Source organism: Pseudoalteromonas sp. SWXJZ94C (assembly GCF_015864385.1).
Lineage (GTDB): Bacteria > Pseudomonadota > Gammaproteobacteria > Enterobacterales > Alteromonadaceae > Pseudoalteromonas.
Map to the genome: position 1 here is coordinate 16,529 of NZ_JADYXF010000048.1, position 17,779 is coordinate 34,307.

Consider the following 17,779-nt stretch of genomic DNA (forward strand, 5'->3'; position numbering starts at 1 on the left):
ATTATTCTCCGCTGTATTTATCAGCTAAACCATCAATAAGTTGTTGATGTAAGCCATTAAATCCACCATTACTCATAATTAAAATATGTTGATTAGGCTCAATACTTTCAAGCGCTGTATCAATAATTGTTTGTGTAGAACTAAAGCATTGCATATCGGCTTTTTCTGCTTGCTCTTTGAGCGACCAATTTAGATTATCAGGCTCAAGAAGTAGCACATCGTTAGCATCTCGTAATGAATCTAATAATGTATGTTGGTGCACGCCCATTTTCATCGTGTTTGAACGAGGTTCTAAAATAGCGATAATTTTTTCATCGCCCACTTTTGCACGTAACCCCGCAAGCGTTGTTTTAATAGCTGTTGGATGATGCGCAAAATCGTCATAGACCTTTATGTTATTAATATCAGCTTTGAGCTCCATTCGCCTCTTGGGGCTAATAAACTCACCTAAAGCATCAATACTATGGTCAATCGCGATACCAACATGACGTGCAGCGGCTATCGCCATAATTGCATTTTTAACATTATGCTCGCCTATTGCTTGCCAACGCACAGTTCCCTGATTTTCGTTATTTAGCAATACATCGAACTCGCTGCCATCTGCTTTTAATAACTCATAATTCCAATCATCACCAAGAGTTTCGCTTTCGCTCCAAAGCCCTTGCTTTATTACATCATTAAGCGCTATATCTTGCTTTGGCCAAATTACTTTGCCGCTTTGAGGTAATGTACGCATTAAGTGATGAAATTGTTTTTTTATTGCGTTTAAATCTTCAAAAATATCAGCATGATCGAATTCAAGATTATTTAAAATGAGTGTACGAGGTAAGTAATGCACAAACTTACTGCGCTTATCAAAAAAGGCTGTATCGTATTCATCCGCTTCAATAACAAAAAATGGTGTTTCGCCCACTTTTGCCGACACACCAAAATTTTGGACTATGCCGCCAATTAAAAATCCTGGTTTTAAGCCAGCGTACTCTAATATCCATGCGAGCATACTTGCTGTTGTGGTTTTGCCATGGGTACCAGCTACAGCAAGTACCCATGAGTTTTGCAATAAGTTATGTTTGAGCCATTCAGGACCAGAGGTATAAGGTAAGCCTTTATCTAAAACATATTCAACACATAAGTTTCCACGACTCATTGCATTACCAATAACCACCATATCTGGCTTAGGCTCTAATTGAGACACGTCGTAGCCTTGAGTCAACTCAATACCAAGCTCTTCTAGTTGCGTACTCATCGGAGGGTAAACGTTTTGATCAGAGCCTGTAACCTTATGACCCAGCGATTTTGCAATGGCTGCAATACCGCCCATAAACGTGCCACAAATCCCCAAAATATGTATATGCATATACTTTCCTTAAATCGTGCGCTTACTTTACAGCTCTGCAAAGTTTAATGGCGCTATAATGCCAAAATTTGCGCTTAGTTACCATTGCAGGTAAGCATTTCACTCTTGCCAAAAGAGCTTTAATCTAAGGTTTAACCACCCTAACAAATAAACATTTATGTTATAGCGCAACTAAGTCATTTTTAAATTGAACGGTAGCCAGAAAAGGTTGGTACAAAGAACACGAATACATCATTAAAATTAAGTAAAAAGCATGGCTTACTTTTAAGAAACGCTTATAAATGTTATAAAATACACCGTTTTTAAATGCTTATTTTTTTTATACTTAAAGGGACATAATATGAAAAAGCTATTCTTTGTAGCCTGTATTCTTTTATCAACAAAAATCTTTGCTTTAGAACTTACTAAATATCCTATAGAGCTTAGCTCTGCAGAGGGTATCAATGTAGTTATTGCAACTACGCTAGATAAAAAACAAGCGTTAGTAAGAGTTAAAGGCATTAATAACGAAATTGATGACATTGTATTTTTAACTAACCTAGAACCTCACGGTAGCAATAAAGCTTATAAATATACGTTTGATGGTTCTAAACGCAGCATTGTTACTGTTAATGATAACTACCGCTGCTGCTCATATACTCTAAATATTCCTGATAGCCGAGATGGAGTTTATTTAAGAAAAAACGAAGAATCTACATCAGGTATAACTGAAAGTTTAGAAAAGCAATACGAACAGCAAGTAAGTAAGGAAATTCAAGCTAAACTTGCCATATTTAATCGTGATAAACATTTAAATTATCAGCAAATGAATATGACTGACGCCGACCAGCAAGTTAATAAACAATGCGGTTCAACAATAAAGACTAATGTTGATTGGGAAGCGGTTGATGATAAAAGCTTACAAAAATATGCAGTGGGTTCCTTCTGCGCGCAAGTAGCAAAAGAAATTGCTTATATGTGTAAAGAAGACAATAGTTTTAAAAGTAAAATAGCAGATGTTAGTACCATTAACTGCGAGTTTACTGATCAGCTAAAGTTACGTAAATTAGATAAAACGTTAACGTTTAAAACATCATCTGAAGCTCCTAACCAAGGGCGGTTTATTAAAGCTTACTTATTGAATTTATAATATTGATTTATAAAGTAAAAAAGCACCTCTCGGTGCTTTTTTTGTTTATGTTAATCTATAAGTTAAAAATACGATTAAACCAACACCGAGCAATAAACGGTATATTACAAATGGCAACATCCCCATTCGCTCTATTACTTTTAAAAACATAAATATACATGCATAAGCCGATAAGAACGATAACACCACCCCTAACAATAACGTGTTCCAATCAACAACATGGTCACCCAATGCAAGTTCTATAGTGTAGTAAAGCCCCATCATAGAAATAATAGGTATTGCCAGTAGGAACGAAAAACGCGCTGCGCTTTGTTTATTCATACCCAACATTAAACCAGCAGTCATAGTAATACCTGAACGCGAGGTACCTGGGATCATAGCCACCGCTTGTGCAAAACCAATTATAAGCGCTGTTTTCCAATTTAGTTGGTAAATGGTTTTAATTTGTTTACCTTTTGCATCGGCGTACCACAGCAGCAAACCAAAAATAATGGTCGTTGCTGCAATAACCCATGCGCTTCTCAGGTATAACTCAATAAAGTCTTTTAAAAGTAAACCTAAAATGGCGGCAGGAACAGTACCTAAAATTATCCACCAGCCTAATTTACTGTCATCGGTAGCGCCTTGCTTACCAAATGATTTAAACCATGCACTTAGTATATCTACTACTTCTTTACGAAAATAAATAACAACAGCAATTAAAGTACCAACGTGTACTGCCACGTCAAATGCGAGGCCCTGATCTTCCCAGCCTAAAATTTGCGATGGTAAAATTAAGTGCGCCGAACTCGATATAGGTAAAAATTCAGTAAACCCTTGTATGAGGGCTAAAATAATTATTTCGATAATACTCATGGGTTAGAAAACTCCACCTTCCATAGTTTTTGTTGAGGGTTATTATATGCATTCCATAACTGAGCAATTGTTTGTTTAGCTACAGGATGATAAAAATCAGGTGCAACCTCGCTCAATGGCTGTAATACAAATGCATTTTTAGTTATTTCGTCACGCGGTAATTGCGCTGGGGAGTCGCAAATCACATCATCATAAAACAGTAAATCCAAATCGAGCGTCCGTGGGCTGAATTTTTTATCGCTAGCCATACGACCATTATCACGTTCAATGTTTTTTAGTAAAATACATACATCAGCTAATGACATATCAGTAGTTGCAGCAACGACTGAGTTATAAAAATTATTGCCAGCAAAACCAACCGCTTCACTTTCAAAAACAGACGAATGCACAATTTTTTTGAAGTGTTGCTTAAGTGCAATCAATGCACATTGTATATAGTGCGCTTTATTTATATTTGAGCCTAGGCTGATGTAAATTTGCGGCATTTAGTCTTTTGCCTTAGTACGTGTAATTTCAACACCCACTGTTTGAGCTTGTGGTACTGCAGCGGGTTTACTTACTTTAATAGTAACCTGAGGGGTATTAAATTCAGTCAAAATAATATGCGCTAATTGCTCAACTAAAGTTTCTAGCAATTCAACGGGTTTTGCAGTGCTGTGCTCTATAACGCGTTCACTCACCTTTGAATAGTCGAGTGCTAAATTAATATCGTCATTAGCGGCTGCTGGTTTAATATCACTTAGCATTTCAATATCAAAATACAGGCTCTGTTTACTTTCTTTTTCAAAGTCGTACACTCCAATAATAGTGTCGACATGCAATTGATATATAAATACCTTGTCCATTGATACTCCTAATGACTGAGCTAATTATGTTAAGTATCAATTAAATTAATACTGCATATACTTTAATCAGTGTTTAAATATGCAAAAATTACTTTTACAATAACAAAATAACTTTGTTAGCTAAAAATTAAATAGGCATAATCATTTTCACGATAAATTTTGCCGCCAATAATAGCCCAAAAGCAATACCAATTACATTAAATGTGGTTAGTATAATGATAAAAAATTAAGGAAGTGCGTGTTAGCGATTTTAATGTTTGTTTTAGCTTATTTACTCGGATCGATTTCATCGGCTATTTTAGTGTCGCGGTTATTCAAACTTCCTGATCCTCGCAGTAACGGCTCTAATAATCCAGGCGCAACCAATGTTTACAGATTAGGCGGTACGTTGCCTGCTTGCTTGGTTTTAGTATTTGATATTTTAAAAGGCACCATTCCAGTTTGGGGAGCCTATTTTTTAAAGCTAGAACCGCTAGAGTTAGGTTTAGTTGCAGTAGCAGCTTGTTTAGGGCATATGTACCCTGTATTTTTTAACTTTAAAGGTGGTAAAGCAGTCGCTACTGCATTTGGATCTTTATTACCTATTGGTTTATCGTTGGCTGGGTTACTTGTTTGTACTTGGCTAGTTGTAGTAGCAATAACTCGTTATTCATCACTTGCGGCTCTTGTGGCTGTATCTTTAGCGCCTTTATATACTTGGCTAATAAAACCACTCTACACATTACCTGTAACGTTTATTACTTTATTAATTATTTTTCGTCACCGTACTAATATTATTCGCTTATTTACTGGTGACGAACCAAAAGTGGATGCTAAAAAAGCACCCACTGATAAAAACAAAAACCTGTAAAATATGGGCAATTAAATCGCCTCAAGGCTATCTATTGGCCAGCGAGGTTTTGTTTTCATATCAAGACTTGCAAACTGACCAGCCTTTAAACGCTGCATACCTGCATAAGCAATCATAGCGCCGTTGTCGGTACAAAATTCAGTCCGAGGATAAAACACCTCACCTTTCATGCCCTTCATTACTCGCTCAAGTTGTAAGCGCAATTGTGTATTTGCACTTACGCCACCGGCAATAACTAAACGCTTAATACCCGTTTGTTTTAGTGCACGTTTACACTTAATAACTAGCGTATCAATAACCGCTGTTTGAAATGCATGAGCAATATCGGCTTTAGTTTGTTCGTCATCGCTATTTTGCCTAATAGTAATTGATGCAGCAGTTTTTAAGCCACTAAAGCTAAAATCAAGACCTGGTTTATCAGTCATCGGACGAGGAAACACAAAACGCTTAGCAACACCCTGCTCTGCCATTTTAGCCAAACGTGGACCACCTGGGTAATCAAGACCAAGTAACTTAGCTGTTTTATCAAATGCTTCACCTGCGGCGTCATCTACCGACTCACCCAATACTTCGTATTGACCAATGCCAGCCACCTTTACCATCATCGTATGACCGCCAGAAACTAATAGTGCGATAAATGGAAATTCTGGAATGTTTTCCTCAAGCATCGGCGCAAGTAAATGCCCTTCCATGTGATGCACTGCAACTGCTGGAATATCCCAACCGTACGCGAGCGAACGACCAATAGACGTGCCCACCAGTAATGCGCCAACTAAACCAGGACCTGCGGTGTAAGCAATACCGTCTAAATCTTCAGGACCGCAACCAGCTTGTGCAAATGCAGCATCAATAAGTGGTAATGTTTTACGAACATGATCGCGAGATGCAAGCTCAGGCACTACACCACCATAATCAGCATGTACTTTTACTTGGCTGTATAATTGATGGGCCAACAAACCCTTTTCGTCATCGTAAATTGCAATACCCGTTTCATCACATGACGATTCAATGCCTAAAATTCGCACTGTACTTCTCCTGCCTTTTAAATTTTTACTTTGTTGTTTTTATAACGAAAGACCAATATTTGTTTGACCATCTTCAAGGGCAAACTTTTTAAGTGCTTTTACGCTATCAGAGGTAATACGCCCCATAGCTTCAACAAAATCAATTAACTCACCAAGCACTTCCATTTCGTACTGCATTAACGGATGTTCGCGTATAGCCTTATTATCTGCTACCTCACCTTCTACCGTCATTTGATATTCAATAAAACGAGCAACTGTTGCTTGTGATATTTTGCTTATACTAATAAATTCTTGTTCGTCTTGCGCCATTAAACCATGCATTAAGCTAAGTAGAGAGGTAGCAGCATCAATAGCAGGGTAAGTACCAAACATATCAAAGTCAGCAAGTTCAGGGACGTTTGGCTCTATTTTTTCGATTTGCTTTTCAAGATCTATTTTACTTTTAGGAAGTAGTATTTTTTCCCAACATACATTTAGTGAATTACGAAGTAGAGTTTCATCACCAAACCCAGTCGCTTCACTAAATAAACCATAATTAGGCAACATGCGTTCAATTAAAGCACCCGCTAAAACAGCTTGCTGTAAGTAGTTTAGATCTCTAATACGCTGGAAGTTATTCGCTTTTGTCATTTTTTAATGTCTCACACGACCAACAAAAATCGAATGTTGATCCGTTATGCTCATTGCAATTAGGACATACCCAATCTGGAGCTGATTTTTTTACTTGTTGGTAGTTTACCAATATTTCGCGCGCATGGCGCTCTTTAATCGTATAAACCTGCACACTAACTTGAGCTTGTTCAAACGGTATTTCACCCAATGCGCCCTGCAACATTTCACCTTTAATTTGACACTCAATACCATCTGTTTGTATTAAGCCTTTAATAATATTGGCTTCTAATATATTTTCAGCACGATAAATAGTAATCCACTGAAATTGACTGTCTGCTAAGTTATCAGTATTAATATTAGTATTTTGCAATTTTCACCTCATTAATTTTGGGTATACAATATCCTACGCTAGTCTACTAAACTTATTTAGCAGCCAATATTTCACAGGAATAAACATGACACTTACAACTCCCGGCTTACTATTTCCGGCAATATCGCTGTTGTTACTTGCCTATACAAACCGATTTTTAGTACTAGCGCAATTAATTAGAGAATTAAATGCGCGTGAAGGTGAATCAATACGCCCTGTAGTTGTTGCACAAATCACTAATTTAAGAAAACGCATTAATCTAATTAGAACAATGCAAGTGTATGGCGTGGCATCATTTTTATTATGTACTTTATCAATGTTTGCTCTGTTTATTGAGTTTAATACGACTGGGATTATTTTGTTTGGGATTAGCTTAGCGTGTTTAAGCTTGTCACTGCTAACCTCTTTGTTTGAAATTCATATCTCGTGTGATGCTATAGAAATAGAATTACAAAGCATAGAAAACAAGCCTCTAAGCAACCGTATTAATCGTAACTTTGTTAAATAAAAAGCTGATACAAATCAATTATTGCTCAACTGATAATAAATTATGCTTTAATCAATGCGCCATTATGTGGCATACTTTTTCATTAAATAGAATGATTAGCTTTAAATAAAAAGCTTATCAATCTGATTTACAAGTATTTAGTATGATTTATTCATCCCGAAAAAGGATACAAGGTAAATAATAAATCATTAGGCCTAGGCCTAAAAAATAATACTCTGTAACAGTTTACCCCTTTAATTAATAACAAAAGAGGGATATCCTGACCAAAATTTGTCATAAACTTGCAAACACATTTAAATATTAGATTTTACAGAATTGTTTAAGTAAAAAATTAATATTATTGATGTTTGCGTTATATGCGACTTACTTATAAAAAGGGACTATAAAGTGAGATTTGAACAATTAGAACAATTTGTAGCACTTGGCGTGTTGCGTCATTTTAGACAAGCTGCTGAACAAACCAAAATCAGCACTTCAGCGCTTACTCGTAGCATTCAAACACTTGAAGATGAAATGGGGTATGAATTAGTAAAACGCTCCACTCGTTCAGTAAAACTAACTCCTGAAGGTGAGCTTTTTCTTGAGTACGCCAAAAACACATTGTCTGAGCTTGAATTAACCAAAAAACGTATTTTTCAATCTATTAATGGAAATACTGATGAAAAATTAGTGATTGGATATACTAATAAAGCAAGCAGCATAGTACCTATTTCCTGTGGGCAATTTTTAGCACAGTACCCTCATGTAAAAATAGAAATGCAATTGCAAGATCAACACGAGCTTACCCGTAAGCTACAACAGGGTGAAATAGATATTAGCGTCTACTCACAAGCTATTAATAGCATAGGCAGTGATATACATTTACCTGACCAACTCATTTTGTTTGTTTCTAAAAATCATCCTCTTGCTCACAAAAATGATATTAGTAAACACGATTTAGATAGTTACCCTATGTTTGGCTGTTTTTCTCAGTCAAAACAAGTACAGACTATGCTTAATGAGGCAATTGACTCTTTAAATAAATCGTCGAGCATTAAGGTCGGTAGTATTGATCAAGTGATGATGGGGCTTGCTAAGTCTAATCATTTTGCTATTGCAAGCATCGAGCATGCAAACACAGTAGCTGAACATTCAGAACTAGTTCAATTAAAAACAAATAAAGACTTAAGCCATGAGCAACTAGTGATACAAACTAGCCAACAAACAGCGGTTGGCGAACATGTAGAGCACTTGTTATCGCTTATAAAAAAAGCAGCAACTGCAATCAATTAAACAACACTATTTTTAAAATGTGTGCGACATAAAAGTAATAGCTTTTGTAATCTTTTCGGCTACACTGTCGCACCTTCAAAAAATTACTGATATGAATGTTTAACCTACCAGCCGGCGACAATTATCTAACCGAAATAGAACAACAAGGCTACTGCATTATTAACAATGCAATAAATGAGCAGCTTATTGTTGATTTAATGGCTGATTGTTACCGTATAAATCCACATTTTACACTCGCTGGCATTGGTCGCTTAAATAACCTTCAAATTGACGATACTATTCGTAAAGATAAAACCTACTGGTTTGATGGCACTTCTCAAGCTCAACTAACTTATCAAGCCGTTATGGAAAGTATTAAAACAACACTCAACCGCACTTTATTTATGGGACTGTTTGATTACGAATGTCATTATGCAAAATACACGCATGGCGATTTTTATAAAAAACACGTAGATGCCTTTAAAGGTCGCTCTAATAGAGTTATTACTAGTGTATTTTATTTAAATACTCCAGCGGAGGGTGGTGAGCTTGTTATTTATAAACCTAAAAGTAAAGAAGTAGAAATTACTATTAAACCAACGGCTGGCACCTTAATATTATTTGAAAGCGAACGCTTTGTTCACGAAGTATTACCCGCTGTAGATAAACGCTATTCAATAGCCGGTTGGTTTAGAAAAAACGCATCTATAAGCGGCATTATTGACCCACCAAGGTAAAATCCCACATATTAGAATGTGATTGGGTATGAAAACAATAAACCAATAAAGATAGCTAAGCCTACATAATGGTTATTCAAAAAAGCTTTAAAACATGCATCCCGCTCACGCTGATGAATCAACTTTTGCTGATAAACTAATAAACTAGTTGCTAACCCTAAGCCAATCCAAAATACAATTGGTAACTCATTAACAAAACCAATAAAAGCCACTAAAGCAATAAATGCTGCATTAAGTAAAAAAATAATATGACGGTCGTATTTACCAAATAAAATAGCGGTCGATTTAACTCCTATTTTCAAATCATCATCTCTATCGACCATTGCATACATAGTATCGTAGGCAACTGTCCAACAAATATTAGCAACAAATAACAACCATGCCTGCGCCGGCAATGCATTTACTGATGCCATATAAGCCATAGGTATTGCCCAACCAAAAGCGGCACCTAATACAACCTGAGGCAGTTGTGTGTAACGTTTCATAAATGGATAGCAAAATGCTAAACCTAAAGCACCAAACGAAAGTAAAATGGTATTAGTGCTAAGCATTAATACCAATAAAAATGCAATAACGATTAATAAAACAAATAAACTAATTGCCTCTTTACTACTTACTAATCCTGAAGCAAGTGGCCTTTGAGCCGTTCGTTTTACAGAACCATCTATTTTTCTATCAGCAAAGTCATTTATTACACACCCAGCACTTCGCATAACAATAACCCCAAGCGTAAAAACAATAAAGTTAACCAAGCTCGGCATTCCGTTATTAGCAAGCCATAAAGCCCAGTAAGTGGGCCAAAGTAACAATAAGGTACCAATAGGCTTATCTACACGCATAAGCTGTATATAGTAAGGGAGATGTTTTGTTGTTAAATAGGCTAATTTCATGAATAAAGGTATGCTCCAGGTAAAAATACTTCACAGACTAAAAAGCTGTAGTCTTTAAGCGAAAATACACTGCGTCGACCTAATAACATTTGTTTAGGTAAACCTAGATCTAATACTAATTGTTGTAATGAATGATGTGTATTAAAACGAGCTATCTCTATATCTTTACGTACAAGATCTGGGTTTTGAAAAATAACATCGCCTAGAGGGCGCTCCCCCATATTATGCAAAGGATTTTTTGATTGGTTTAACAATTGGTTATCAGGCAACCAGCTTTGTGCATAAACCATTGGTATTTCATCGCACATTAAAAGTACTTCCCTATTTAATGCCGATGATGCAGTGCAATTAAGTAGCTTTTGTTGCTCTTGCGATAAATTAAAAACCTGCTCGCTAAGTACTTTTACACTAAAAAGCTGTGCTCGACTTTTTAATTTAGCTGTTAATGAATGCTGTTCAAATAACCAATCACATTCTACAGCCGATAAGTCATTTACCTGTGAGGTATGTTGCCAATTGGCGGATAAAAAAATAGGGTAAGTAGTCACAATAACTCAATTTAATAAAAACCGAGGCAATAATAACATCGCCAATGCATTTGAAAAAGTGATGATTTACTGCCATAAATAACTGCTCTGCGCTGTTTATTACACTCTATTAAGTATAAACTATTTGTAACTGGTTTAGGAAAACGCTTTAAATATGAAAAAAATAGTATACGTAGGCATTTTTACATTCATAACAAGCTTTATGAGCTTAACAGCGCGTGCAGAATCAACTGTTGGTTATTTTGGCTTTGAACCAGATATAATTACTAATTACATTGGCGCATCAAGTAAAAAAATGGGCTATGTGCGCGTTACTATTGATTTAATGCTTAATAACACATCAGACATTGCCATTGTTGAGCACCATACCCCTTTACTACGCGATGCCTTAGTCGAAATATTTTCGAAAGAGCCTGAAGAAAAAATAAAATCCCTTACTGGTCGCGAAGAAATACGCGCAAAATGTGCAGAAAAAATTAAAAGCCTACTAAAAGAAGAAACAGGAAAAGAGATCATCCGTGAAGTCCTGTTTACTAAGTATTTATACCATTAGTATTTAACTGTTAACGTTTTGCATTAAATATATTCGCGGTATATGCGTAAGCCATGCCGCTAATTAACCCACCTAAATGTGCCCAATTAGCCATACCTACAAACAATACATCAGCAAAACCAAGTACTAACCAAATCAACATAAAACCAATAATAGCCGTACTAACCAGAGCTGGTTTGTTAGGGTTTAAAAAGCTATGAATCCAACAAAAGCCAAGTAGACCGTACACAACGCCACTTAATCCACCAAAGTTGGGTCCAACCATTAAATATTGCGCCCAATTACTTAACAGCGCTGTTACTAAAAAAAGCCCGACTAAACTTAATTTTCCGCACTGTTTTTCAATGTTATCGCCAAGCGACATCCACCAAATTAAGTTAAACACAATATGCATAGCGCTAAAATGCACAAGCGCAGGTGTTAACCAACTAAGCGGTTGAGTTGGATTAAATTGCAGCACCGTATAAATTTGCTCAAATCCACCTAATAAAAAAGCAACGTAAATAACAATGCTTAATATGCTAACCGTTTGATTAAGCCAACTAAGCGCTTTAAAACGCTCAACTAAATTAAGTGATTGCCCTTGATACTTAAGTGGCGACTGTGTGCCACCTACATCCCAAGATGCTTGCTGGTATTTTTCATGGTTAGGGTTTTGTGTAAATTCAATCCATAAGGGCTGAACTTGATGAAAATCCTCTTCAAGCACACTAACAATGACATTACTGCCATCTGCTGAATGTAATTGCCCTTTCAAACCTTGGCTTTTTAAATAATCTATAAAGCCCTGTGCGGCGCGCGGGTTATTTAAACTGCCAAGCTCTATCATCGCTCTACTTTCTCGCTATAAGCCGCTTCCCAAGCAGTAAAACCGCCATCCATACTGTAAACATCTTCAAAGCCTTGCTCAACTAAATAACTAGCTGCGCCTTGAGAGCTCATACCGTGGTAACACACAATAATAATTGGCTGATCGAATTCTTTTTCCATCATAAATTGTGCAATATTACCGTTAGAAAGTGCTTCTGAACCAGGAATACGACCAGCTTGATACGAATTAGGATCACGAATATCTGCAATTACAACGTCTTCTTTATCTAAAAGCTCTAACGTTTGCGCTATAGAAATATATTTAAATGCCATTGAAGTCTCTTTAATTAATAGTATAAAAAAGGCGGCTAAAGCCGCCCTTCTTGTAATTTAGTGAGGAACTAATCCCAGTTTAAAATTACTTTACCTGACTGACCTGAAATCATCATATCAAAGCCAGCTTGGAAGTCATCCACAGAATACTGATGTGTAATGATTGGGTTTAAATCAAGACCAGATTGAATCAAGCTTGCCATTTTGTACCACGTTTCGAACATTTCGCGACCGTAAATACCTTTAATCACTAAACCTTTAAAAATAACTTGGTTCCAATCAACCGCCATATCAGATGGTGGAATACCTAGCATGGCAATTTTACCGCCGTGGTTCATGTTATTAAGCATTGAATTAAAAGCGCTTGGCACACCTGACATTTCAAGACCAATATCAAAGCCCTCTGTCATACCTAGCTCTTTTATTACGTCTTCAAGCTTTTCGCTTGCCACGTTTACAGCACGTGATGCGCCCATTTTACGTGCTAAATCTAGGCGGTATTCGTTTACGTCGGTAATAACAACGTGGCGAGCACCCACGTGCTTAGCAACTGCTGCTGCCATAATACCAATTGGACCTGCACCAGTAATAAGTACATCTTCGCCAACTAAGTCGAACGATAATGCGGTATGAACAGCGTTGCCAAATGGGTCAAAAATTGAAGCCAGTTCATCAGAAATATTATCTGGAATTTTAAATGCGTTAAATGCAGGAATAACTAAATACTCTGCAAATGCACCTTCACGATTTACGCCAACACCCGTTGTATTGCGGCATAAATGTACACGCCCAGCACGACAGTTACGACAATGCCCACAGGTAATATGACCTTCACCCGATACGCGATCGCCAACTTTAAAGCCACGAACTTCCTGACCCATATCAACGACTTCACCAACATATTCGTGACCAACAACCATAGGAGTAGGAATCGTTTTACTTGCCCATTCATCCCATTTGTAAATATGTACGTCGGTACCACAAATAGCTGTTTTACGAATTTTAATTAGCAAGTCGTTATGACCCACTTCTGGCTTTGGTGCATCTGTCATCCAAATGCCCGGTTCTGCTTTTAATTTAGATAATGCTTTCATAATTCACACTCAACTAAAAAACCGAAGCGAGGCTTCGGTTTAAAATAAAATTAAATAACGCCCATTTCTTTACCAATACGGGTAAATGCATCAATAGCAATATCGAGTTGCTCAATGCTATGCGCCGCTGAAATTTGTGTACGAATGCGGGCTTGCCCTTTTGGTACTACAGGGAATGAAAAACCAGTAACATAAATACCTTCAGCAAGTAGCTTATCAGCCATTAACGAGGCTACTTTTGCATCTCCTAGCATTACTGGGATGATTGCATGATCTTTACCTGCACAAGTAAAGCCAGCAGTTTCCATTTGCTCACGGAAATATTTAGCATTTGACCAAAGTTTAGCGCGAAGCTCGCCGCCACTTTCTAGCATTTCAAGTACTTTAATTGATGCAGTAACAATTGAAGGTGCTAATGAGTTTGAGAACAAATAAGGGCGTGAACGTTGGCGTAACCATTCAACAATTTCTTTTTTACCCGAAGTATAACCACCTGAAGCGCCGCCTAGCGCTTTGCCTAATGTACCGGTGATAATATCTACACGATCTAATACATTACAGTACTCTGGTGTACCTTTACCGTTTTCGCCAACAAAGCCAACAGCATGAGAGTCATCAACCATAACAAGTGCATCGTATTTATCAGCTAAGTCGCACACAGCTTCTAAATTACAAATAACGCCGTCCATAGAAAACACGCCATCAGTAGCTATTAGTTTCGTTTTAACGCCAGCTTCATCTGCTGCAATAAGTTGCTTTTCAAGATCAGCCATGTCGTTATTTGCATAACGAAAACGCTTGGCTTTACACAAACGTACACCATCTATAATTGATGCATGGTTTAATGAATCAGAAATAATAGCGTCTTCTGCGCCTAGAATGGTTTCAAACAAGCCTGTGTTTGCATCAAAACATGAAGAATATAGAATGGTGTCTTCTGTTTCTAAAAACTCACTGATTTTTTTCTCTAGTGTTTTATGAATATCTTGCGTACCACAAATAAAACGAACAGACGCAACACCAAAACCATGATTATTTAAACCATTTTGCGCAGCTTCAATTAGCTCTGGGCTATTAGCTAAACCTAAGTAGTTATTAGCACAAAAGTTAATTACTTTACCTGACGCAACTTCGATTTGAGCTTGCTGCTGAGATTTAATAATACGTTCGCTTTTATACAAACCTTCGGTTTTTACGTCTTCAATTTGCTGTTGTAGCTGGCTAAAAAAAGCAGATGCTCTCATCTGTGTTCTCCATTTATTTGAACGGGTAAACAACCACATTTAAGCGACTGTTTATTATGGGGGGTATTGTAAAAGTTTAATGGGGAAAATGCACGGTTTGCAGTTCGTCGCAAACGCCCTAAACTGGAAGGAATTCCTGCCAGTTTACAGGCTAATCTGTTTAGTTTATTTATGTCTTTAAAAGCGCAGGTAAACTGTTTATAGAATCGATAATTAAATCAGCCTCTTGCTTGGCACTTTCATCAAAGCTTTGACCTGAACGCACTAAAACGCGGGTAGTGATCCCTGCTTTTTTTGCAGCCTGCATATCACTGAGTTTATCGCCCACCATAATACTGCAAGCAGGGTCGATGTTATGCTCTTGTATGCCTTGCAATAACATACCTGGCGCAGGCTTTCTGCAACTGCACTCTTTCAAATATTCAGGGTGCGCTTTTTTAGGGTGATGAGGGCAAAAGTACACATCGGTAACTTCAATACTGTGCGCACTAAATTGGGCTTTCATCCAATCAGTTAGTGCTAAAAAATCAGCTTCGGTGTAATAACCTCGACCAATTCCAGATTGATTAGTGACGATTATGATTTTATAGCCCGCATCATAAAATGCTTTACAAGTGCTAAAAACACCTTCAATAAATTCAAATTTATCGCTTTGATACACATAACCATGGTCAACGTTTACCACGCCATCTCGATCTAAAAAAAGCGCTTTATTTTTTTGTTGTACATTCATTACAAAGACTCTTTTTGTACAACATGGTTAAACATCGCTTTTACATCATCAACCGTAATTTGGCTCATTAAGTCATCGCCTTTTACGCGCGTACCCCACGGTACTTGCTTAGCTGTTTTACCTGTTTGCTTAAGCAAATTTTGATGATAAACCTCAACCACGTAATCTTGATATAAGTAAGGGCCTGTTCGTGCTGGGTTTGAATGTGCATATAAACCAATAACCGGCGTACCAACAGTTACCGCCATATGTGCAGGGCCTGTATCGGGCGCGAGCACTAAGCTGCCACGCTTTAACACGCACAACAATTCTTTGAGTTTCGTTTTGCCCACTAAATTTAAAATAGGTGTTTTGCTATGCTCTACAATGCTATTTGCTAGGTTAATTTCAAGCTCTGTTGGACCACCCGTCAATACCACCTTAAAGCCTTGCTCGCTTGCATAATCAGCCAATGCTGCATAACGTTCAGCCAACCAATTACGCTGTGCTTTACTTGCTGCTGGAGATATTACTAATAGTTTATTAGTTAGGTATTCTGGTGTTAATAGTTCATCGGCAACCGCTTGGTCTTGCTCTGTATATGGCATGTTCCAACTCGGTTTATAATCAGCTACACCGATGGCTTTTGCAAAACCTTTAAAGCCTTCAAGCACATGCGCCTGAGCTTCTGGGGCTATTCGTTTATTAATAAATAAGCTATGTAATTCTTTTGAACGCGCCCAATCGAAGCCTATTTTTACTTTTGCCGGAATACAACGCGCTACAAACCCAGCCCTTAGTGCAACTTGCATGTTAAGTAGTACATCAAACTGTTGACCTTTAAAGCGTTGCTTTAAGCTTTTAAGCGCTGCTTTGCCTTGTTTTTTATCAAATACCACCAGCTCAACACCCGGTAAATCGGCAAGTAGCATGGCTTCTATTTTGCCAATAACCCACGTAATTTTTGCATTAGGGTGTGCTTTTTGAATAGCTTGTACAGCACTCACACCATGACATACGTCACCAATGGCTGAGAGTCTTAATATACAAATAGATGAATAATTAGGAGCTTGAGTCACGCATTCCCTTAGGTATTAAATACAAAAGCCGATCTTAAATTATAATCACGCTATTGCAAGCACTTATCCTCAGCTTTAAAACGCGCTAATATAGGCACATTATTTAGCAATTACGCAGAGCTATGTTTAAACAACACGTGCAAGGCAACCACACTGTATTAAGCCACCCTAAATACACAAGCCAAATTACCCTCGATTGGTTTGATGCAAATTATTGGCAACAACAAAATAAAATTGTGGGCGCTAAAAAAGGTCGAGCAACTGCGTGGTTTTTTAAGCAAGACGAATTAACAGCCGTACTTAGGCATTATTGGCGCGGTGGCTTAGTGGGTAAATTGCTAAGCGATCAGTATTTATACCCTGGGCTTGAACAAACCCGTGTGTATAAAGAGTTTAGCTTAATGAGTAAACTTATAGAGCTTGGTTTAAACGTACCAACCCCTATTGCAGCTAAAGTAACTCGCAGCGGATTAATTTATCGTGGTGATATTATTACAGAAGCTGTTAAAGGCGCTAAAAGTGTACTCGACATATTAATTGAACGCTCATTGACTGAAGATGAGTTAGAGGGAATAGCTAAAACAATCGCGCTATTTCATTCAAAAGGTGTGTATCACGCCGATTTAAACATTAATAATATTTTGTTTGATGATACTGGTGATGTGTATATTATCGACTTTGATAGAGGTGAAATAAGAGCGCCTAACCTACAATGGCAACAAAGTAATATGGCACGTCTTGAGCGCTCATTTTTAAAAGAACAAGGTCGAAACGAGCCATTCAATTGGCACGCGAGTGACTGGCAAACTCTGCATAGCAACTACCTCAAAGCGCTCGCTAATATAAGTTAACCTAATATAAGTTCATAGGTTAGACATTAAGAGATAATTGGATTCAGGCCGCATTTTAATCGTCCTTTTTCTTTATCTCTTTTTGGGTTCGCTCTTCGTGCATATTTTGACAAAAAACTGATAGTT

The 17,779-nt window shown here is 37.4% G+C and carries 22 protein-coding genes; 7 read left to right on the forward strand and 15 right to left on the reverse strand.

The features are described 5' to 3' along the window. Nucleotide 1: 1 nt before the first annotated feature. A complete protein-coding gene (gene mpl / locus I6F65_RS17760; RefSeq protein ID WP_197114202.1) occupies nucleotides 2–1,357 on the reverse strand; it encodes a UDP-N-acetylmuramate:L-alanyl-gamma-D-glutamyl-meso-diaminopimelate ligase in 1,356 nt (451 codons plus the stop codon). A 340-nt stretch (nucleotides 1,358–1,697) separates the two neighbouring features. Here mpl and I6F65_RS17765 point away from each other — a divergent pair, with 340 nt between their 5' ends. Further along, nucleotides 1,698–2,486 carry a hypothetical protein gene (locus I6F65_RS17765; protein ID WP_166110364.1) on the forward strand — a complete coding sequence of 263 codons (789 nt, stop codon included), beginning with the start codon at nucleotides 1,698–1,700 and terminating at the stop codon, nucleotides 2,484–2,486. Nucleotides 2,487–2,531: 45 nt separating this feature from the next. Here I6F65_RS17765 and I6F65_RS17770 read toward each other — a convergent pair whose 3' ends face one another. Genes I6F65_RS17770 through folB form a run of 3 tightly spaced genes read right to left on the reverse strand, consistent with a single transcriptional unit; the run spans nucleotide 2,532 to nucleotide 4,186 of the window. Beyond that, nucleotides 2,532–3,341 (reverse strand): undecaprenyl-diphosphate phosphatase, encoded by an 810-nt coding sequence (locus tag I6F65_RS17770; RefSeq protein ID WP_024611266.1) that lies wholly within the window; start codon nucleotides 3,339–3,341, stop codon nucleotides 2,532–2,534. Further along, entirely contained in the window at nucleotides 3,338–3,826 is a 489-nt protein-coding gene (folK, locus tag I6F65_RS17775) for a 2-amino-4-hydroxy-6-hydroxymethyldihydropteridine diphosphokinase (protein WP_024611265.1), read from the reverse strand. Before folK ends, I6F65_RS17770 begins: the two co-directional genes overlap by 4 nt. Then, nucleotides 3,827–4,186 carry a dihydroneopterin aldolase gene (gene folB, locus I6F65_RS17780; protein ID WP_024611264.1) on the reverse strand — a complete coding sequence of 120 codons (360 nt, stop codon included), beginning with the start codon at nucleotides 4,184–4,186 and terminating at the stop codon, nucleotides 3,827–3,829. 238 nt (nucleotides 4,187–4,424) lie between these two features. Between folB and plsY the strand changes: the two genes are divergently transcribed. Continuing rightward, nucleotides 4,425–5,036, forward strand: a complete 612-nt coding sequence (plsY, locus tag I6F65_RS17785; protein ID WP_024611263.1) for a glycerol-3-phosphate 1-O-acyltransferase PlsY — start codon at nucleotides 4,425–4,427, stop codon at nucleotides 5,034–5,036. Between the two features lie 11 nt (nucleotides 5,037–5,047). On the opposite strand, the gene tsaD is transcribed toward plsY, so the two are convergent. From tsaD to I6F65_RS17800, 3 genes are read right to left on the reverse strand one after another with little or no spacing between them, the layout of a single operon-like run. Next, nucleotides 5,048–6,061, reverse strand: coding sequence for a tRNA (adenosine(37)-N6)-threonylcarbamoyltransferase complex transferase subunit TsaD (gene tsaD / locus I6F65_RS17790; protein WP_024611262.1), 1,014 nt, complete (start codon nucleotides 6,059–6,061; stop codon nucleotides 5,048–5,050). A 39-nt stretch (nucleotides 6,062–6,100) separates the two neighbouring features. Further along, nucleotides 6,101–6,691: a YjaG family protein gene (locus I6F65_RS17795; protein ID WP_166110352.1), complete on the reverse strand. Its 591-nt coding sequence runs from the start codon at nucleotides 6,689–6,691 to the stop codon at nucleotides 6,101–6,103. Then, nucleotides 6,675–7,043 carry a DUF2007 domain-containing protein gene (locus I6F65_RS17800; RefSeq protein ID WP_024611260.1) on the reverse strand — a complete coding sequence of 123 codons (369 nt, stop codon included), beginning with the start codon at nucleotides 7,041–7,043 and terminating at the stop codon, nucleotides 6,675–6,677. The genes I6F65_RS17795 and I6F65_RS17800 overlap by 17 nt, the downstream gene beginning before the upstream one ends. 85 nt (nucleotides 7,044–7,128) lie before the next feature. On the opposite strand from I6F65_RS17800, the gene I6F65_RS17805 reads away from it, so the two are divergent. From I6F65_RS17805 to I6F65_RS17815, 3 genes are all read left to right on the forward strand, one after another. Beyond that, on the forward strand, nucleotides 7,129–7,551 hold the full coding sequence (locus tag I6F65_RS17805; protein WP_024611259.1) for a DUF2721 domain-containing protein: 423 nt from the start codon (nucleotides 7,129–7,131) through the stop codon (nucleotides 7,549–7,551). Between the two features lie 387 nt (nucleotides 7,552–7,938). Then, nucleotides 7,939–8,823, forward strand: a complete 885-nt coding sequence (locus tag I6F65_RS17810; RefSeq protein ID WP_024611258.1) for a LysR family transcriptional regulator — start codon at nucleotides 7,939–7,941, stop codon at nucleotides 8,821–8,823. A gap of 95 nt (nucleotides 8,824–8,918) precedes the next feature. Next, nucleotides 8,919–9,539 (forward strand): 2OG-Fe(II) oxygenase, encoded by a 621-nt coding sequence (locus I6F65_RS17815; protein WP_024611257.1) that lies wholly within the window; start codon nucleotides 8,919–8,921, stop codon nucleotides 9,537–9,539. A gap of 11 nt (nucleotides 9,540–9,550) precedes the next feature. Here I6F65_RS17815 and ubiA read toward each other — a convergent pair whose 3' ends face one another. Beyond that, a complete protein-coding gene (ubiA, locus tag I6F65_RS17820) occupies nucleotides 9,551–10,429 on the reverse strand; it encodes a 4-hydroxybenzoate octaprenyltransferase (RefSeq protein ID WP_024611256.1) in 879 nt (292 codons plus the stop codon). Further along, nucleotides 10,426–10,977 carry a chorismate lyase gene (locus I6F65_RS17825; protein WP_024611255.1) on the reverse strand — a complete coding sequence of 184 codons (552 nt, stop codon included), beginning with the start codon at nucleotides 10,975–10,977 and terminating at the stop codon, nucleotides 10,426–10,428. The genes ubiA and I6F65_RS17825 overlap by 4 nt, the downstream gene beginning before the upstream one ends. Nucleotides 10,978–11,131: 154 nt before the next feature. Between I6F65_RS17825 and I6F65_RS17830 the strand changes: the two genes are divergently transcribed. Continuing rightward, the gene (locus tag I6F65_RS17830) at nucleotides 11,132–11,530 is read left to right on the forward strand and encodes a flagellar basal body-associated protein FliL (RefSeq protein ID WP_024611254.1); all 399 of its coding nucleotides are present in this window, start codon (nucleotides 11,132–11,134) and stop codon (nucleotides 11,528–11,530) included. A gap of 10 nt (nucleotides 11,531–11,540) precedes the next feature. On the opposite strand, the gene glpG is transcribed toward I6F65_RS17830, so the two are convergent. The 6 genes from glpG to I6F65_RS17860 all read right to left on the reverse strand — a co-directional run bounded on the left by glpG (nucleotide 11,541) and on the right by I6F65_RS17860 (nucleotide 16,802). Continuing rightward, nucleotides 11,541–12,359 (reverse strand): rhomboid family intramembrane serine protease GlpG, encoded by an 819-nt coding sequence (gene glpG / locus I6F65_RS17835; RefSeq protein ID WP_024611253.1) that lies wholly within the window; start codon nucleotides 12,357–12,359, stop codon nucleotides 11,541–11,543. Then, on the reverse strand, nucleotides 12,356–12,673 hold the full coding sequence (glpE, locus tag I6F65_RS17840) for a thiosulfate sulfurtransferase GlpE (RefSeq protein WP_024611252.1): 318 nt from the start codon (nucleotides 12,671–12,673) through the stop codon (nucleotides 12,356–12,358). The genes glpG and glpE overlap by 4 nt, the downstream gene beginning before the upstream one ends. 68 nt (nucleotides 12,674–12,741) lie before the next feature. Then, the gene (gene tdh / locus I6F65_RS17845) at nucleotides 12,742–13,767 is read right to left on the reverse strand and encodes an L-threonine 3-dehydrogenase (RefSeq protein ID WP_197114204.1); all 1,026 of its coding nucleotides are present in this window, start codon (nucleotides 13,765–13,767) and stop codon (nucleotides 12,742–12,744) included. A gap of 50 nt (nucleotides 13,768–13,817) precedes the next feature. After that, nucleotides 13,818–15,011, reverse strand: a complete 1,194-nt coding sequence (locus I6F65_RS17850) for a glycine C-acetyltransferase (protein ID WP_197114206.1) — start codon at nucleotides 15,009–15,011, stop codon at nucleotides 13,818–13,820. A 169-nt stretch (nucleotides 15,012–15,180) separates the two neighbouring features. Next, on the reverse strand, nucleotides 15,181–15,744 hold the full coding sequence (gene gmhB / locus I6F65_RS17855) for a D-glycero-beta-D-manno-heptose 1,7-bisphosphate 7-phosphatase (RefSeq protein WP_197114208.1): 564 nt from the start codon (nucleotides 15,742–15,744) through the stop codon (nucleotides 15,181–15,183). Continuing rightward, the gene (locus I6F65_RS17860; protein WP_024611249.1) at nucleotides 15,744–16,802 is read right to left on the reverse strand and encodes a glycosyltransferase family 9 protein; all 1,059 of its coding nucleotides are present in this window, start codon (nucleotides 16,800–16,802) and stop codon (nucleotides 15,744–15,746) included. The genes gmhB and I6F65_RS17860 overlap by 1 nt, the downstream gene beginning before the upstream one ends. Before the next feature lie 122 nt (nucleotides 16,803–16,924). On the opposite strand from I6F65_RS17860, the gene I6F65_RS17865 reads away from it, so the two are divergent. Next, nucleotides 16,925–17,653 carry a 3-deoxy-D-manno-octulosonic acid kinase gene (locus I6F65_RS17865; RefSeq protein WP_197114210.1) on the forward strand — a complete coding sequence of 243 codons (729 nt, stop codon included), beginning with the start codon at nucleotides 16,925–16,927 and terminating at the stop codon, nucleotides 17,651–17,653. The last annotated feature ends 126 nt before the right edge of the window (nucleotides 17,654–17,779 follow it).

Bases quoted from the DNA above. Each gene is read 5' to 3' on its own strand.
- mpl (WP_197114202.1), bottom strand. From the start codon at position 1,357: ATGCATATACATATTTTGGGGATTTGTGGCACGTTTATGGGCGGTATT.
- I6F65_RS17765 (WP_166110364.1), top strand. From the start codon at position 1,698: ATGAAAAAGCTATTCTTTGTAGCCTGTATTCTTTTATCAACAAAAATC.
- I6F65_RS17770 (WP_024611266.1), bottom strand. From the start codon at position 3,341: ATGAGTATTATCGAAATAATTATTTTAGCCCTCATACAAGGGTTTACT.
- folK (WP_024611265.1), bottom strand. From the start codon at position 3,826: ATGCCGCAAATTTACATCAGCCTAGGCTCAAATATAAATAAAGCGCAC.
- folB (WP_024611264.1), bottom strand. From the start codon at position 4,186: ATGGACAAGGTATTTATATATCAATTGCATGTCGACACTATTATTGGA.
- I6F65_RS17795 (WP_166110352.1), bottom strand. From the start codon at position 6,691: ATGACAAAAGCGAATAACTTCCAGCGTATTAGAGATCTAAACTACTTA.
- I6F65_RS17805 (WP_024611259.1), top strand. From the start codon at position 7,129: ATGACACTTACAACTCCCGGCTTACTATTTCCGGCAATATCGCTGTTG.
- I6F65_RS17815 (WP_024611257.1), top strand. From the start codon at position 8,919: ATGTTTAACCTACCAGCCGGCGACAATTATCTAACCGAAATAGAACAA.
- ubiA (WP_024611256.1), bottom strand. From the start codon at position 10,429: ATGAAATTAGCCTATTTAACAACAAAACATCTCCCTTACTATATACAG.
- I6F65_RS17830 (WP_024611254.1), top strand. From the start codon at position 11,132: ATGAAAAAAATAGTATACGTAGGCATTTTTACATTCATAACAAGCTTT.
- glpG (WP_024611253.1), bottom strand. From the start codon at position 12,359: ATGATAGAGCTTGGCAGTTTAAATAACCCGCGCGCCGCACAGGGCTTT.
- glpE (WP_024611252.1), bottom strand. From the start codon at position 12,673: ATGGCATTTAAATATATTTCTATAGCGCAAACGTTAGAGCTTTTAGAT.
- tdh (WP_197114204.1), bottom strand. From the start codon at position 13,767: ATGAAAGCATTATCTAAATTAAAAGCAGAACCGGGCATTTGGATGACA.
- I6F65_RS17850 (WP_197114206.1), bottom strand. From the start codon at position 15,011: ATGAGAGCATCTGCTTTTTTTAGCCAGCTACAACAGCAAATTGAAGAC.
- gmhB (WP_197114208.1), bottom strand. From the start codon at position 15,744: ATGAATGTACAACAAAAAAATAAAGCGCTTTTTTTAGATCGAGATGGC.
- I6F65_RS17865 (WP_197114210.1), top strand. From the start codon at position 16,925: ATGTTTAAACAACACGTGCAAGGCAACCACACTGTATTAAGCCACCCT.